General features: G+C 73.3%; 12 protein-coding genes. 7 read left to right on the forward strand and 5 right to left on the reverse strand.

Annotated elements, in window-relative coordinates; genetic code table 11:
- Positions 1-512 precede the first annotated feature (512 nt).
- Positions 513-1,250 (reverse strand): 3-oxoacid CoA-transferase subunit B, encoded by a 738-nt coding sequence (locus ACIQI7_RS28070; RefSeq protein ID WP_401114911.1) that lies wholly within the window; start codon positions 1,248-1,250, stop codon positions 513-515.
- 4 nt (positions 1,251-1,254) lie between these two features.
- Complete coding sequence (locus ACIQI7_RS28075; protein WP_401114914.1) at positions 1,255-2,016, reverse strand: CoA transferase subunit A; 762 nt, start codon at positions 2,014-2,016, stop codon at positions 1,255-1,257.
- A gap of 480 nt (positions 2,017-2,496) precedes the next feature.
- Between ACIQI7_RS28075 and ACIQI7_RS28080 the strand changes: the two genes are divergently transcribed.
- The 6 genes from ACIQI7_RS28080 (at position 2,497) to ACIQI7_RS28105 (ending at position 8,551) form a co-directional block, all read left to right on the forward strand.
- The gene (locus ACIQI7_RS28080; protein ID WP_401114917.1) at positions 2,497-3,768 is read left to right on the forward strand and encodes a substrate-binding domain-containing protein; all 1,272 of its coding nucleotides are present in this window, start codon (positions 2,497-2,499) and stop codon (positions 3,766-3,768) included.
- Positions 3,769-3,773: 5 nt separating this feature from the next.
- Complete coding sequence (locus ACIQI7_RS28085) at positions 3,774-4,586, forward strand: ABC transporter ATP-binding protein (protein ID WP_401114920.1); 813 nt, start codon at positions 3,774-3,776, stop codon at positions 4,584-4,586.
- A gap of 56 nt (positions 4,587-4,642) precedes the next feature.
- Positions 4,643-5,446, forward strand: a complete 804-nt coding sequence (locus ACIQI7_RS28090) for an ABC transporter ATP-binding protein (RefSeq protein ID WP_401115118.1) — start codon at positions 4,643-4,645, stop codon at positions 5,444-5,446.
- Positions 5,446-6,312 (forward strand): branched-chain amino acid ABC transporter permease, encoded by an 867-nt coding sequence (locus tag ACIQI7_RS28095; RefSeq protein WP_401114923.1) that lies wholly within the window; start codon positions 5,446-5,448, stop codon positions 6,310-6,312. Before ACIQI7_RS28090 ends, ACIQI7_RS28095 begins: the two co-directional genes overlap by 1 nt.
- Positions 6,313-6,563: 251 nt before the next feature.
- Positions 6,564-7,649, forward strand: a complete 1,086-nt coding sequence (locus ACIQI7_RS28100) for a branched-chain amino acid ABC transporter permease (RefSeq protein ID WP_401114926.1) — start codon at positions 6,564-6,566, stop codon at positions 7,647-7,649.
- Entirely contained in the window at positions 7,646-8,551 is a 906-nt protein-coding gene (locus tag ACIQI7_RS28105; protein ID WP_401114929.1) for an alpha/beta fold hydrolase, read from the forward strand. Before ACIQI7_RS28100 ends, ACIQI7_RS28105 begins: the two co-directional genes overlap by 4 nt.
- Positions 8,552-8,707: 156 nt before the next feature.
- Here the strand turns inward: ACIQI7_RS28105 and ACIQI7_RS28110 are convergent, their stop codons facing one another.
- Both ACIQI7_RS28110 and ACIQI7_RS28115 read right to left on the reverse strand, forming a co-directional pair.
- Positions 8,708-9,985 carry a hypothetical protein gene (locus ACIQI7_RS28110; RefSeq protein ID WP_401114932.1) on the reverse strand — a complete coding sequence of 426 codons (1,278 nt, stop codon included), beginning with the start codon at positions 9,983-9,985 and terminating at the stop codon, positions 8,708-8,710.
- Positions 9,986-10,466: 481 nt separating this feature from the next.
- Positions 10,467-11,054, reverse strand: coding sequence for a DedA family protein (locus ACIQI7_RS28115; RefSeq protein ID WP_387757067.1), 588 nt, complete (start codon positions 11,052-11,054; stop codon positions 10,467-10,469).
- A 642-nt stretch (positions 11,055-11,696) separates the two neighbouring features.
- Here ACIQI7_RS28115 and ACIQI7_RS28120 point away from each other — a divergent pair.
- On the forward strand, positions 11,697-12,788 hold the full coding sequence (locus tag ACIQI7_RS28120; protein WP_401114936.1) for an LLM class flavin-dependent oxidoreductase: 1,092 nt from the start codon (positions 11,697-11,699) through the stop codon (positions 12,786-12,788).
- A 201-nt stretch (positions 12,789-12,989) separates the two neighbouring features.
- Here ACIQI7_RS28120 and ACIQI7_RS28125 read toward each other — a convergent pair whose 3' ends face one another.
- The gene (locus ACIQI7_RS28125; protein ID WP_401114939.1) at positions 12,990-15,116 is read right to left on the reverse strand and encodes a putative bifunctional diguanylate cyclase/phosphodiesterase; all 2,127 of its coding nucleotides are present in this window, start codon (positions 15,114-15,116) and stop codon (positions 12,990-12,992) included.
- Between the last annotated feature and the right edge of the window lie 109 nt (positions 15,117-15,225).

Raw genomic sequence — 15,225 nt, forward strand, 5'->3', positions numbered from 1 at the left:
TGGAACGCGGCCCGGCGAACCGCGGTCCTCCGGCGGTTTCCGGGCTGTCCAGCACATTTCGGCGTGTGCGGCCGGTTCAGTGGTGCGTCGGTACGTCGGTACGGCGGCCTCGAATCCGGGATCCCGATGCACTTTCCAGCTTCCCCTCCGGACACGTCGGGATCCTTGACCTCCTCAACTCTCCCTGAGCGCAACGGTGATCGCAACCAATCCGGGAGATCACCGCCGCCCAGGCGTGAAGATGCCGTGGTTCCCGACCGATCCGGTGGGTGTGGGTGCTATTGCGGCGAATTCGTTCCAAGCCGGGCGGCGGACGCGTGGAACTCGGAGGCGGAGACGGGCGGTTGAGAAGGCGGGCGCGGAGTCAGTGGAACCGGCCGGACCGCCCTCGGGGCGATCCGGCCGTGTGCGCGGGAGCCGTGCTGGGGTCGGGCTGGGCCCGTGCCGGGTCGGTGGCGGGTTCGCGCTGTCCGCGGTGGAGCCGTGCTGGGGTCGGGCTGGGGCTGGACCGGTCAGAGCGGCGGCAGCAGGGCGGCGCCGGTCGCCGCCTGCACGTCCGCGAAGTCCACTCCCGGCGCCGTCTCCACCACCCGTAGTCCCTCCGGGGTCACGTCGACCACCGCGAGGTCCGTGACGATCCGGTCCACGACTCCCCGGCCGGTCGCGGGAAGCGACAGCTGCTCGACGATCTTCGGCGAGCCGTCCCGGGCGGTGTGCTCCATCACCACGATCAGCCGACGGGCCCCGTGCACCAGGTCCATCGCGCCGCCCATGCCCTTGACCATCTTGCCGGGGATCATCCAGTTGGCGAGGTCCCCGGCGGCCGACACCTGCATCGCGCCGAGCACCGAGACGTCGATCCGCCCGGCCCGGATCATGCCGAAGGAGAAGGCGGAGTCGAAGTACGAGGCGCCGGGGGCGACCGTCACCGTCTCCTTCCCGGCGTTGATCAGGTCGGCGTGCTCGGCGCCGTCCTCCGGGTACGGGCCGACGCCGAGGATGCCGTTCTCCGAGTGCAGCACCACCTCGACGCCCGGCGGGAGGTGGTTGGGGATCAGGGTCGGCAGGCCGATGCCCAGGTTCACGTACTGGCCGTCGCGCAACTCGCGCGCGGCGCGGGCGGCCAGGGCGTTGCGCGGGTCGAGGGCGAGGGCCGGGGCCTCGGCGACGTCCGGTGCGGGCGTGGACGCCGGTGCGGGGGTGGTCGCAGCGCGGGCGGCGGTCTGGATGACGGCGGTCTCGGTGGGCATCGGGTCAGGCCTCCTGGCGTGCGGGGCGGACGGTCCGGCGCTCGACGCGGCGGTCCAGGGGGTCGGCGGCCACCACCCGGTCGACGTACACCCCGGGCAGGTGCACCGCGTCCGGAGGGAGTTCGCCCGGCTCGACGATCCGGTCCGCCTCGACCAGGGTGGTCCGGCCTGCCGCCGCGCAGAGCGGGTTGAAGTTCCGGGCGGCGGCGTGGAACACGCAGTTGCCGTGCCGGTCCGCCACCTCGGCCCGGATCAGCGCGAAGTCCGCCCTGATCGCCTCCTCCAGCAGGTACCGGCGGCCGCCGAACTCGCGGACCTCCTTGGGCGGGGAGGCCAGGGCCACCGATCCGTCGGCCGCGTAGCGCCAGGGCAGCCCGCCCTCCTCGACCTGGGTGCCGACCCCGGCCGGGGTGAAGAACGCCGGGATCCCGGCCCCGCCTGCCCGCAGCCGCTCGGCCAGCGTGCCCTGCGGGGTCAGCTCCACCTCCAGCTCGCCGGAGAGGTACTGCCGGGCGAACTCCTTGTTCTCCCCGACGTACGACGAGGTCATCCGGGCGATCCGGCCCGCCCGCAGCAGCAGGCCCAGCCCCCAGTCGTCCACCCCGCAGTTGTTCGAGACCACCCGCAGCCCGGTGGCACCGGAGTCCACCAGGGCGCCGATCAGCGTGCTCGGGATGCCGCAGAGGCCGAAGCCGCCGACGGCCAGCACCGCGCCGTCGGGGATGTCCCCGACCGCGTCGGCGGGGGAGTCCAGGACCTTGTCCAAGGGGTCACCTCGTGAGGGAGTTGGGAGGAGGGGATGCGGGTGGGAGCGGGCGGTGCGAGGGGCCGCGGGAGGAGTACGCGGGAGGGAGGGACGGGGGCAGGCGGGAGAGCAGCTGGGAGGGGTGGCCGGCGGGCTTCGGGAACCGCGCGGAGCCCGTGGCCGCACCAGGCCGGGCTGGGGTCCTGCCTGGGCCGGACCGGGTCGGGCACGCCGCTGGGGTGGCTGCCGCCGGACGGGCTCCGCGCCCCTCCACCGTCACCGGCCGGGGCCGCGTCAGCCATGGCGGCCGCCCCCACGGGTGAGCGGGGAACCGTGTCGGTGTCCCACACCCCGGTGCCCGCAGAACAGCGGCGGGCCGACGGTATGGAGGCCGACGCCACACCCCGATGGCCTGATGCGTCGACCGGGCACATGTCGCCGCCCCCACCGCACACCTACGGTTCCCGCAATCACCCCGCCGCACCTCAGGAGTCGGTCATCATGCGCAGCTCGACAACCCCCTCCAGGACCGCCGCCGGCGCCGGCCCGGGTGACTCCCTGACCGGTGGCCCGGCCCGGAAGCTCGCCGCCCTCGCGGCCTGCGTCCTGCTCGCCTCGGGCTGCGCCAAGGCCGGTACGGCCGGGACGAGTGCGGCGGACGGTGGGACGAAGGGCCCGGTCAAGGTCGGCCTGGTGTACTCCAAGACCGGGCCGCTGGCCGCCTACGGCAAGCAGTACCTGGAGGGCTTCAAGGCCGGCCTGAGCTACGCGACCAAGGGCACCGGCGCGGTCGACGGGCACAGGATCGAGTTCGAGGAGCAGGACGACGCCGGCGACCCGGCCAAGGCGGTGTCCGCCGCCAAGGACCTGATCGGCAAGGGCTACAAGGTGCTGGCCGGCTCCACCGCCTCCGGTGTGGCCCTCCAGGTCGGCCCGATCGCCGCCCAGAACAAGGTGCTCTTCATCAGCGGACCGGCCGCCGCCGACAAGGCCACCGGCCTGAACAAGTACACCTTCCGTTCCGGCCGCCAGTCCTACCAGGACATCAGGACCGCGGCCTCGTTCGTCGGTGACGCCAAGGGCAAGAAGGTCACCGTGCTCGCTCAGGACAACGCCTTCGGCCAGGCCAACGTGGCCGCCGTGAAGGCGGTGCTCGGTGCCGAGGGGGCGACGGTCGACCAGGTGCTCGCCCCGCCGAGCGCCACCGACCTCACCCCCTTCGCCACCCAGGCCAAGACCGCCAAGCCCGACCTGCTGTTCGTCGCCTGGGCCGGCGACACCGCCTCGGCCCTGTGGACGGCGCTCAACCAGCAGGACGCGTTCGCCGACACCAGGGTCGTCACCGGCCTCGACCTGGCCGCCTCCTACCCGCTGTTCGGCCCGGCCGGCGAGAAGATCTCCTTCCTGAACCACTACTTCGACGGCGCCGCCGGCACCCCGGTGGAGAAGGCCATGACCGAGGCCGTCACCGCCGCCGGAGGGAAGACGGACATCTTCACCCCGGACGGCTTCACCGCCGCCCAGATGATCGTGCACGCCGTCGAGTCCAACCACGGCTCCGCCGACGACACTTCGGCCCTGGTCAAGGCCCTGGAGGGCTGGAGCTTCGACGGAGTGAAGGGGAGGACCACCGTCCGCGCCGAGGACCACGCGCTGCTCCAGCCGATGTTCCAGGTGCGGCTGACCGGCAACGGCGCCGCCGCCAAGCCCTCGGTGGAGAAGACCCTGACCGCGGACGAGGCGGCACCCCCGGTCACCCCGATGGCGGGCTGATCCCGATGTCCGGCCGTACCGCCTCCACTCCTTCCACCGCCTCCGGGTCCTCCGGGCCGTCCTCGTCCTCCTCTCCGGTGCTGCGTCTGGACGGGCTCGGCTGGGCCGTCCGCGGCGTGCCGATCGTCGAGGACGTCTCCTTCTCGGTCGGCGAAGGCGAGTTCATCGCCTTCATCGGGCCCAACGGCGCCGGCAAGACCTCCCTCTTCAACCTGATCTCGGGCATCTACCCGGCGACCCACGGCAGCCTCCACCTCGACGGCGCGGACATCACCGCCGAGGCGGTGCACGCCAGGGCCCGCCGCGGGCTCGGCCGCACCTTCCAGACCTCCTCCCTCTGGCCGGGCACGACGGTCGCCGACCATGTCCGCCTGGCCGCCCAGGCGGCGGCCGGGCCGAGTGCCTCGTACCGGCTCTGGCGCCGGGCCGACCGCTACGAGCAGCAGTTGGCCGACACCCTGGAACGCACCGATCTCACCCACCGCGCGGACACCCTGGCCAGTGCGCTCTCGCACGGGGAGAAGCGCAAGCTGGAGCTGGCCGTCCTGCTGGTCTCCGAGCCCCGGCTGATCCTGCTGGACGAGCCGATGGCCGGTGTCAGCGCGGAGGAGGTGCCCGCCCTCACCGCGCTGATCCGTTCCGTGCACCGTGACCTGGGCCGGACCGTCCTGATGGTCGAGCACCACATGGACGTCCTGCTCGGCCTGGCCGACCGGCTGGCGGTGATGCACCACGGCACCCTGCTCGCCCTGGACACCCCCGAGGCCGTGATGGCCGACCCGACCGTGCAACAGGCCTACCTGGGTGAGGCGTTGTGACCTCCTCTCCGTTCTCCGCTCAGCGCCCGTCTCCTGCGGCGCACTCCGCCTCCTCGCTGTCGCCGGCTGTCGATCCCCTCCTCTCCGTCCGCGATCTGCGGGTGGTCATCGACGGGCTGCACATCCTGCACGGTGTCGACTTCGACGTGGCCCCCGCCGGGGTGACCGCTCTCTTGGGCCGCAACGGCGCCGGAAAGACCACCACCGTCAAGGCTGTCATGGGCCTGGTGCCGCGTACCGGAAGCATCCGGCTCGCCGGTGCCGAACTCTCCTCCCTTCCCACGCATCTGGTCGTGCGCCATGGCATCGGCTACGCGCCCGAGGACCGGGGGATCTTCGCCGGCCTCACGGTCGCCGAGAACCTCCGCCTCGCCGAGCGCGCCGCTGGGATCGGGGACGGGGCCGGTGAGCCGAACTACGCGCTCGTCCACGAGCTCTTCCCCGAACTCAAGCAGCGGGCCGGACAGTTGGCCGGGACGCTCTCCGGCGGCCAGCAGCAGATGGTGGCGATCGGCCGGACGCTGCTCAACCGCAACCGGTTGATCATCGCCGACGAGCCCACCAAGGGCCTGGCCCCGAAGGTCGTCGCCGAGGTGGCCGAGGTGCTGGCCCGTGCGGCCGAGGCCGTGCCCGTCCTGCTGGTCGAGCAGAACCTCGCCCTCGTCCGCCGGCTGGCCGGCACCTGTGCCGTCCTGGCCGACGGGCGCACCGCCCACCACGGGGACACCGCCGAGCTGTTGGCCGACGAGGAGGCCGCCCGCCGCCTGCTCGGCGTCGGCTCCCGTCACCCGCTCGCCGGCGGGCCCCGGCCCGCCGCCTCCCCGGCCACTCCCGTCGTCACCGCCGAGGTGAAGCCCTGATGGACACCGTCGTCCTCCTTTTCTGTACCGGGCTCGGTCTCGGTGCGCTGTACTTCCTGGTCGCCTCCGGTCTGTCGCTGATCTTCGGTCTGATGGACGTGCTCAACTTCGCGCACGGCGCCCTGCTCTCCATCGGCGCCTATGCCACCTGGTGGGCCGGCGTCGAGGCCGGCTTCTCCTTCTGGCTCGCTGTGCCGTTCGGCACCCTGGTCGGGACGGCCGCCGCCGTCCTGCTGGAGCTCTTCCTGATCCGGCCGCTCTACAGCCGCCCGCGCGACCAGATCCTTGCCACCGTCGGGGTCGGGTTGGCCGTACCCGCCCTGCTGATGGGGATCTGGGGCGCGGACTCCCGCCCCTTCCCCCAGCCGGAGCTGCTGTCCGGCACCTGGCGCGTGCTCGGTGCGACCGTCCCGGTCAACCGCTTCGTGCTGGTGGCCGCCGCCGCACTGTTGCTGCTCACTCTTCGGTTGTTCCTCGCCCGCACCCGCTACGGACTGATCGTCCGGGCCGGCGTCGAGGACCGGGCGATGGTCACGGCGCTCGGCATCGACGTCCGGAGGGCGTTCACCCTCGTCTTCGCCCTCGGTGGGGCGGCCGCCGCGCTGGGCGGCGCCCTCGGCGGCCTCTACTTCGGTTCGGTCAATCCCGGCCAGGGGACCGGCCTGCTCATCTTCGCCTTCGTCGTGGTGGTGATGGGCGGCATGGGCTCCGTGACCGGAGCCGCCGTCGCCTCGGTGGGCGTCGGCCTCGTCCAGCAGTTCGCCAACTACTACACGGGCGCCGGGCTCGGCGACCTCTCGGTCGTCGTCCTGCTCGCCGTGCTGCTTCTCGTCCGACCCCGTGGACTCACCGGGAGGCTCGCGTGAGCGCCGAAACACCGATCACGAGCACCGGCGGCCCCACGGCCGGCCGCAGCGCCGCCGTTCCGGCAGGGGGGACTGACACCAGCCCTGCCGTGACCACCATGCCAGCAGAGGGGACTGACACCAGCTCCGCCGACACCGCCACTGTGGCAAGGGGGACTGACACCGGCCTTGCCGAGACCCATTGTGAGCACAGGGCCGGGTCCGGCGCCATCCCTCGAACAGGTGATTCAGTCACTAATCGCTGGACAGTCGTGCACGGAGCGCTACGCTGGTGGCCGATCGCCCTGCTGATCACGCTCCTTGTCGCCCCATACAGTGCGCTTCCCGTCCCGGGACTGCTCGACGGCCCGCTCGGCAGCCCCGGAAGCCTCCAACTGCTCGCCCTGTGCCTGTTGTACGGGGCCCTCGCCACCGGTTACGACCTCCTGCTCGGTCGCACCGGACTGCTCTCCTTCGGCCACGCGCTCTACTTCGCCACCGGCCTCTACGCCACCGACCTCGGCATGCTGGAGCTGCGACTGCCGTTCGCCGCCGCCGCGGTGTTCGGTGTCGCCTGCTCCGTGCTGCTGGCCCTGCTGCTCGGCTCGGTCAGCCTGCGCGTCACCGGCATCGGCTTCTCCATGGTCACCCTGGCCTTCGCCCAGGCCGGCTCGATCCTCGTCCAGCGCAACCCCGGTGGCGTCACCGGCGGCGAGGAGGGCCGCTCCGCCCCGGCCGAGCTGCTGCCCGACGGGCTGCTCGGGATCGAGAACACCGCCAACCTCTACTGGATCGCCGTCGGCTACCTGGTGCTGACGCTCGCCACGGTCCACTGGGCCGTCAACTCGCCGATGGGCCGGGTCTGGGAGGGCATCAGGGAGAACGAGCGCCGGGTCGAGGTGCTCGGGCTGCGGCCGTACGGCTACAAGCTGGTCGCCTTCGTGCTGGCCGGCGGGCTCGCCGGGCTGGGCGGGGTGGTCTACCTGCTGCTGACCGGCGGCGCCACCCCGCAGGCCGCCACCTCGGACGCCACGCTCGCGCTCCTGGTCATGGTCGTCCTCGGCGGCTCCGGCACCCGTTGGGGGCCGCTGCTCGGCGGGGTCCTCTACACCTGGGCGAGCCACCGGCTCGGCGACCTCGCCAACTCGTCGACCGTCGCCGACCTGCCGGCGGCGCTGCGGGTGCCGCTCTCCCAACCCCTGTTCCTGCTGGGCGCGCTGTTCGTCGCCGTGGTCTACCTGCTGCCCGGCGGCCTGGCTAGACTGCCTGCCCGCATCCGCGCCGGCCGGTCCGGTCGGTCCGCTCCGGCGCCGGCCGGCCTCGGAACCGCCCACCCCACCGGAGGTACCCCCGCGTGAGCCAGTCGCCGCTGAAGCCCGAGGAGTTGACCGTCTCCGTGCCCGGTGGGGACCTGGCCGTCCTGCGCTGGCCGTCCGACGACCCGCGGGCCCCGACGGTCGTGGCGGTGCACGGCATCACCGCCAACGGCCTCGCCTGGTACGAGGTCGCCCGTCGGCTGGCCGGCCGGGTCACCCTGCTCGCGCCCGACCTGCGCGGCCGCGGCGCCAGCCGCTCTGTCGCCGGACCGTACGGACTGGGCCGGCACGCCGACGACGTGGCCGCGCTGATCGGCACCCTCGGCTCGGGGCCCGTCATGATGGTCGGCCACTCGATGGGGGCCTGGGTCACCGCCCTGGCCGCCGTCCGGCACCCCGACCTGGTCCGGCGCGTCCTGCTGGTCGACGGGGCGGTGACCTTCCCGCTGCCGCAGGGCGTCCACGAGCAGGACGCCCTGGCCGCGGTGCTCGGCCCCGCGCTGGCCCGGCTGTCCACCACCTTCCCGGACCGGGACGCCTACCGGGAGTTCTGGCGCGGGCACCCCGCCTTCGTCGGCGAGTGGACCGAGGGGATCGACGCCTACACCCAGCGCGACCTCGTCGGCGCGGAGCCCGAACTGCGTTCCTCCTGCGTGCTGGAGGCCGTGCAGACCGACGGCGCCCAGGTCCTGCTGGACGAGGACGCGGCCGCCGCCGTGCACCGGCTGCCCTGCCCGGCCGACCTGCTCTGGGCCGAGCGCGGACTGCTCGACGAGCCGCAGGGCCTCTACGACCACGCGCGGATCGGGCTTGCCGGGCTGGATCCGGAGAAGGTGACGGCCGCGCCGGTGCCGGGCACCAACCACTACTCGATCCTCTGGGGCGAGGCCGGGGCGGACCGCATCGTCCGCATCCTGCTGGCGGACGCCCTCGCCGTCGGGTAGCCGAGCCGGCCCGGGAGCCGACCGGGACGGCGGCGGCCGGCGGGTTCGAGACCCGCCGACCGCCGCCGGTGCTTCGGCCGTCCGCCGTTCGACGCGTCAGGCCGGTACGCCGGTCCGACGCGCCGGCCCGGTACGCCGGTCCGGATCGGCCCGGTGTCAGCCGGCCGTGCCGAGGAAGCTCTCCCAACCGCCCGCCGGGGCCTGCCCGACGTTGAGCGAGCGCAGCTTGCGCAGGGTGGACTGGTCCTGCACCTCCAGCCACTCGACCAGCTGCTTGAAGGAGACCAGCCGGACGTCGGGCTTGCCGGCGACGGCCTTGAGGGTCTCCTCGACGGCGTCCATGTAGATGCCGCCGTTCCACTGCTCGAAGTGGTTGCCGATGAAGAACGGCGCGCGGTTGCTGTTGTACGCGCGCTCGAAGCCCGCCAGGTAGGAGTTCGCGGCCTGGGTGCGCCACTCGCCGTACATGGCCGGGTCGCCCTTGGTGCTGCCCTTGGACTGGTTGGCCAGGATGTTGTAGTCCATCGACAGGACCTGGAAGTTGTGCCCGGGGAACGGGATGGACTGCAGCGGGAAGTCCCAGACCTTGCCGTCCTGCACCTTCTGCGGCCATATCTGCAGGCCGCCCGAGGAGCTGGCGTCGTACTTCCAGCCCAGCTTGGCGATGGTCGGCAGCAGCGCCTTCTGGCCCTCCAGGCACGGGGTGCGTCCGCCGATGAGCTCCTTCTTGTAGTCGAAGGGGAGCGGGTCGACGTCGGTGAAGCCGGTGTTGGTCCGCCACTGGGTGACGAAGCCGATCGCCTGGTCGATCTCGCTCTGCCAGTCCTCCGGGGTCCACACGTTGACCCCGTTCTTGTCCGGACGGCTGGAGCAGAAGTGCCCGTTGAAGTGGGTGCCGATCTCGTGCCCGGCCAGCCAGGCCTGGCTGATGAGCTTGAGCGTGCTCTTCACCGCGCCGTCCGACAGGTACGGGATGTCGGAGGCGCCGACCGAGTGCTTCGGCGGGTGGTACAGGTCGGCCTTGCCCTTGGGCAGGGCGTAGATGCCCGAGAGGAAGAAGGTCATCGTGGCCTTGTGCTGCTCCGCCAGCTTCAGGAAGCGGGGGAACTGGCCGTCCTCGGTGCCGCCGGCGCCGTCCCAGGAGAAGACCACGAACTGCGGCGGCCGCTCGCCCGGCTTGAGCTTCTCGGGCTTGGGCTGGTTCGGCTGCGGGCCGGTGTCCGCGTTGGAGCCGTCGCCGATCGGAGTGCCCTTGGGCACCACCGCCTGGGTGGGGTCGCCGGTGCCGCTTTGGGGGGTGCTCGTGCTGCTGGGGCCGGGAGAGGCGGAACCCTGGCCCGAACCGGATCCGCCGCTGGAGCAGGCCGCGACCGCGCCGAGGGCCGCGGTCGCAGCGGTCGCACTGAGCACCGTCCTGCGCGAGATGCTGGTCATGGTCTCCCCTGGGTGCCGATGCCGGTGGTGAGGGCGGTCCGCAACCGCACCGGTCAAATCGGGCAATTGATGATTATTCCGCCGTTAGCATGTCATGCCGCCGCAACGGCCACCAAGGTCGTCGAGCACTGACGACTCTCAACACGCTGGGCGCATCCGGCTGGGCTGCGGAGATGCGTCGACTGTTGCCGTCCTGTGACGCTGTCCACCCCCGTGCGGCCCGGTCAGTACGGTACCTCCGGGCAGCCCGCTCCCCGGTGGAGTTCGTCAGCGTTCGGCCCGGTTGATCGTCCTTTTGGGAAAACTTTTGCCCCTTGCGGGGCCGGGCGGACCCGAAGCCCGCTACGGGGCGCGCCGACCGGAACGGGACGGCCGGCGCATGTCGGCCGGGGCGGGGAACGGGCGGCCGGAGCGCGTCCGCCGGAGCGGGACGACCAAGGGGCGCGGGCGCACCGTCAGGGAGCGGTCGCCGGTCGGACCGTCAGAGCGCGGCGAGCCGCCGGGTGCGGCGCACCATGCGCGCGATCGCGGTGCTGATGGCGGTCGCCGCCGCGCAGGAGACCACCAGGCTCAGCCAGGCGGTGTTGAACCAGTGGCTGTTCAGCCAGCCCAGCGTCACGATGTAGGCGGCCCAGATCAGCGCCGCCAGTGCCGACCAGTGCAGGAACCGGTGCGGATGGGTGGGGGAGTGGCCGATGGCCAGGTCGAGGACGGTCCGCCCGGCCGGGACGAACCGTGCGATCACCACCATCGCGGCGGCCGCGCCGTGCGGGCGTTCGACCAGGGCCTGTTGGACCCGGGTCACACTGGCCGCCAGTTTCGGGCGCCGGGCGAGCCGGCGGTGCAGGACCGGGGCGCCGCGCCGGGCGAGGTTGAGCAGCAGGAGGTCGCCCAGGAAGGAGGCCACCGCCACGCCAAGTCCGAGCATCAGGGGCGCGCCGTTGATCTGCGACGTCTTGAGCACGGCCAGGATGACCAGCGTCCCGCTGGGGATGAACGGAAGGAGGGCGTCCCCGAGCACGGCGACGAGCGCCAGCGCGCAGATCCACGAGGATCCGACCGCCGCCACGAAGTTCAAGGCCCTTACTCCCTCCACGCCTCCCGGGGGAGCAGGTGGCTGCAGGGGTCAACGCTAGCGCCTCGACTTTTCATGCCATGAAGCACCCCGGTATGGCATGGATCACGGCCGCTGATTCCGGCCGCGCTCCGGGCGGCGGACCGTGCGACTTGGCCGGTCGTGCGGTCGGGCCGGTCGGCGGGCCGCCCCGGCGGCGAAGGGCCGCCGCAACTGGAACGAGCCCCCGGGGCGGGGTGCCGCGCCGAGGGCTCGCAGTGATCGTCCGGTGCTGGTCCAGCCCGACGATCTTGCTGGTGGAGTGCGGGTCCCGCTCCGGCGACCCGCTCCTGATCCCCAGCCTGCCGGACGCCCGCCCGCTGCCGCGAGACCTCGTGCTGGCGACTTCCGGCGCTGGCGGGAAGTCGCCAGCCGTGTCCGTTCGCTGGCTCTGCGTCAGCCGGGCCTTCAATCCGACTTCCGTGCGAAATGGCCGAAACCCGACTGGACCCTGGCCGGACGACATCCCGGAGGCGGGAACAGTCAGCCCCCGGCCGTGGTTGACCCCCGTCGGCGACAGCGACCGGCGGGCCACCCGGGCCCGCGCGGTCAGCCATGACGGCCGGCTCAAGGACGGCAGCCAGGAGGGCGGACGGGATGACCACCGAGGACCAGCAGGAGCACGCGACCGGGCCGACGGCCGACGCGGCGATCCGGGGCACCGCCCGGGGAACGGCACCCGCTCCGCTCTCGATCCTCGACCTGGCCACCGTCGGCGTCGGCCACACCCCCGCCGAGGCCCTCGCCGCCACCACCGAGCTGGCCCGCCGGGCCGAGCAGTGGGGCTACCACCGCTTCTGGGTGGCCGAGCACCACGGCATGCCCGGGGTGGCCAGCTCCACCCCCGCCGTCCTGCTCGCCCACCTCGGGGCCAACACCACGACGCTGCGGCTCGGCTCCGGCGGCGTCATGCTCCCCAACCACGCCCCGCTGGCCATCGCCGAGCAGTTCGGCCTGCTGGAGGCCCTGCACCCCGGCCGGATCGACCTCGGACTCGGCCGCGCCCCCGGCACCGACCCGGCCACCGCCCGGGCGCTGCGCCGCGGCCTCGCCGAGGGCGCGGACGACTTCCCGCAGCAGCTCGCCGAGCTGACCCACTTCCTCGACGGGGACTTCCCGGACGGCCACCCGTACGCCCGGTTGACGGCCGTCCCCAAGGGTGAGAACCGCCCGCCGGTCTGGCTGCTCGGCTCCTCCGGCTTCAGCGCCCAGCTGGCCGGCCGCCTCGGCCTCCCGTTCGCCTTCGCCCACCACTTCAGCAGCGCCAACACCCTCCCGGCGCTGGACCTCTACCGGTCGTCCTTCCGCCCCTCCGCCGTGCTCGCCGAGCCGTACGCGCTGATCGGCGTGAGCGCGGTCGCCGCCGACGACGAGTCCTCGGCCCGGCGCCTGGCCCGCTCCGCCGCCCTCGGCATGCTCCGGCTGCGGCGCGGCAACCCCGGCCCGATCCCCACTCCGGAGGAGGCCGAGCAGTACCCGTACAGCCCGGTCGAGGCGGACTTCATCGACAGCTGGCTCGACAACGTCGTGCTCGGGGACCCGGGCCGGGTCGCCGACGGGCTGGAGGCGCTGCGCAAGCGGACCGGCGTGGACGAGCTGATGGTCACCTCGCACATCCACGGCCACGAGGCCCGCCTCCGCTCGTACGGCCTGATCGCCGAGGCGTACGGCCTGACGTCGACCGCGTGACGGCGGCGCCCCGGCGATGGTCCCGCGACGACCTCCCCGCGATGACCTCCCGGAGGCGCCGCCCCGCCGTCGGGAGGGCAGGAACAGCCTGACGGGAACGACCCGGCGACAGGAACGTGCCTGACGGGGACGCCGCGACGGCGACCGCGTGACCGGCCGCCGCCCCGTCGCGGCCCACGCCCGGCAGCCGAGTCCCCCGCCTCAGCCCCGGCGGCTGCCGCCGTCCAGGGCGGGGCGGCCCTCGCGGAGTATGGCCGCGACCAGCTCGGCCTCGCCGGGGCGGGCGAAGTACCAGCCCTGGGCGGTGTCGCAGCCGGTCAGCCGCAGGCGCTCGGCCTGGGCGGCGCTCTCGATGCCCTCGGCGGTGACGGTCAGGCCGAGGGTGTGGGCGAGCTGCACCATCGCGCCGACGATCTGCTCGTCCGCGTCGCTGCGGCGGGAGCCGAGCTCCGGACGGCCGGGGCGGTCCGCCGGGGCGGGCTCGCGGAAGCCCTCGATGAAGGTGCCGTCCAGCTTGAGCACGTGCACCGGCAGCCGGGAGAGGTAGGCCAGGTTGGAGTAACCGGTGCCGAAGTCGTCGATCGCGATCCGCACGCCCATGTCGGCGAGCGCCTGGAGGGCCTGGAGGGGTCGGCCGCCGGGGCCGAGCAGGGCGCTCTCGGTGATCTCCAGCTGGAGGAGCCGGGCCGGCAGGCCGGTGCGTTCGAGGGCCCGGGCGACGTCGGCGACGATGTCGGAGTCCCAGATCTGGCGGGCGGCCAGGTTGACGCTCACGAAGGTCTCGGTCTCGGGGAACTCGGCGAGCCACTGCCGGGCCTGCCGGCAGGACTCCTCCAGCACCCAGGTCCCGAGCGGCACGATCGCGCCGGTCTCCTCGGCGAGCGGGATGAAGCGGTCCGGGGAGAGCGTCCCGTAGCGGGGGTGGCGCCAGCGGACCAGCGCCTCCGCGCCGTGCACGGTGCCGTCGGCCAGCCCGACCAGTGGCTGGTACTCGATGGTGAACTCGCCGCGCTCCAGTGCCGGGCGCAGCGCGGTGGCGAGCAGTTGCCGGGTGAGCTGGTGGGCGCCGCGGTCCGGGTCGTAGAGGGTCCAGCGGGCGCGGCCGTCGGCCTTGGACCAGTAGAGCGTGGCGTCGGCGTCCTTGACCAGGTCGGTCGGGGTGGTCTCGTGCACGGACCGCTCGACCACGCCCACGCTGGCGGTGATCACCAGCCGGTGCCCGGCGACGTCGAAGGGACGTTCCAGCATCTCCAGGATCCGGTCGGCCAGCTCGGTCAGCTGCGCGATGCCCAGGCTGTCGGTGACCAGGACGGCGAACTCGTCGCCGCCCATCCGGGCCACCAGATGGGTGTCGCGCCCCTCGAACCCGTGCCGCAGCCGGGTGGCGACGGCGATCAGCAGCTGGTCGCCGATGTGGTGGCCGAGCGCCTCGTTGATCGCCGCGAAGCCGTCCAGGTCCAGGTAGCAGACCCCCACCCGGCGTTCGCCCGAGGCCCCGGTCGGGCCCGTCCCGTCGGCCGGGGCGAGGCAGGCGGCGTCGAGCCGCTCGAAGAAGGAGGCGCGGTTGGGCAGCCGGGTCAGCGGGTCGTGCAGGGCCTGGTACTCCAGCCGGTCGCCGAGCCGGCGCTGCTCGGTGATGTCCTCCACCAGCGCCAGGGTGTAGAGCGGTTCCCCGGCGCCGTCCCGGATCAGCGAGACGGTGACCTTGCTCCAGACCGTGTGGCCCTCGCGGTGCTTGAGCTGCTTCTCCACGCGGAACCGTTCCCGCTCCCCGTGGACGAGTTCGGAGAAGAGCCGGTCCGGCATGCCCTCCGGGTCGATGATCTCGTGCAGGTGGGTGCGGACCAGGTCTCCGACGCCCCGTCCGATCAGGGTGGCGAAGGCGGGGTTGACCTCGATGATCCGGTCCTCGGCGTCGATCAGGGCCATGCCGATGACGGCGTCGCAGAAGGCGGCCCGGAACCGGGACTCGCTGGCCCGCAGCGCGGCCAGCAGCCGGTCGGTGCCTCCCTCGGCCCCCTCGGTGCCACCGTCCGTCCGGCCGGTGCCGCCGTCGGCGAGGGCCCGGTCCCGGTCCCGGTGGGCGTCGGCGGTGAGCGGGGCCGAACAGGTCGGGCAGAGCAGCAGTTCCGGCTCCGCGAGCGTCCCGCAGGCGCTGCGGGCGGTGACGGCCCCCGCGCCCGGCCCGGTGTCCGGTCCGGCGCCCGGCCCGGTGGCGGATCCGGCGGCCGGTCCCGGGACCGGCGGGGCGAGGTGGCGGTGGCGCGGTGATCCCTCGTGCCGCACGCCCCGGTGGTGTGCGTCGGCCCCCTCGTTCTGGCCCGGCACGGCATGCTCCCGTCCGCTGCTGACGCTTGACGATGGTCCGGCCGGCCAGTCGGGACCCGGCGGTCGGCTCCGCACTCTGTCGTGGTCCTCGGAGTCGGTCCGCTACGGG

It is taken from the genome of Kitasatospora sp. NPDC092039 (genome assembly GCF_044756065.1).
In the GTDB taxonomy this organism is placed as follows: domain Bacteria; phylum Actinomycetota; class Actinomycetes; order Streptomycetales; family Streptomycetaceae; genus Kitasatospora.

Excerpts from the sequence above, each read along its gene's own strand:
- ACIQI7_RS28070 (WP_401114911.1), bottom strand. The coding sequence starts at position 1,250 with ATGCCCACCGAGACCGCCGTCATCCAGACCGCCGCCCGCGCTGCGACC.
- ACIQI7_RS28080 (WP_401114917.1), top strand. The coding sequence starts at position 2,497 with ATGCGCAGCTCGACAACCCCCTCCAGGACCGCCGCCGGCGCCGGCCCG.
- ACIQI7_RS28085 (WP_401114920.1), top strand. The coding sequence starts at position 3,774 with ATGTCCGGCCGTACCGCCTCCACTCCTTCCACCGCCTCCGGGTCCTCC.
- ACIQI7_RS28095 (WP_401114923.1), top strand. The coding sequence starts at position 5,446 with ATGGACACCGTCGTCCTCCTTTTCTGTACCGGGCTCGGTCTCGGTGCG.
- ACIQI7_RS28110 (WP_401114932.1), bottom strand. The coding sequence starts at position 9,985 with ATGACCAGCATCTCGCGCAGGACGGTGCTCAGTGCGACCGCTGCGACC.
- ACIQI7_RS28120 (WP_401114936.1), top strand. The coding sequence starts at position 11,697 with ATGACCACCGAGGACCAGCAGGAGCACGCGACCGGGCCGACGGCCGAC.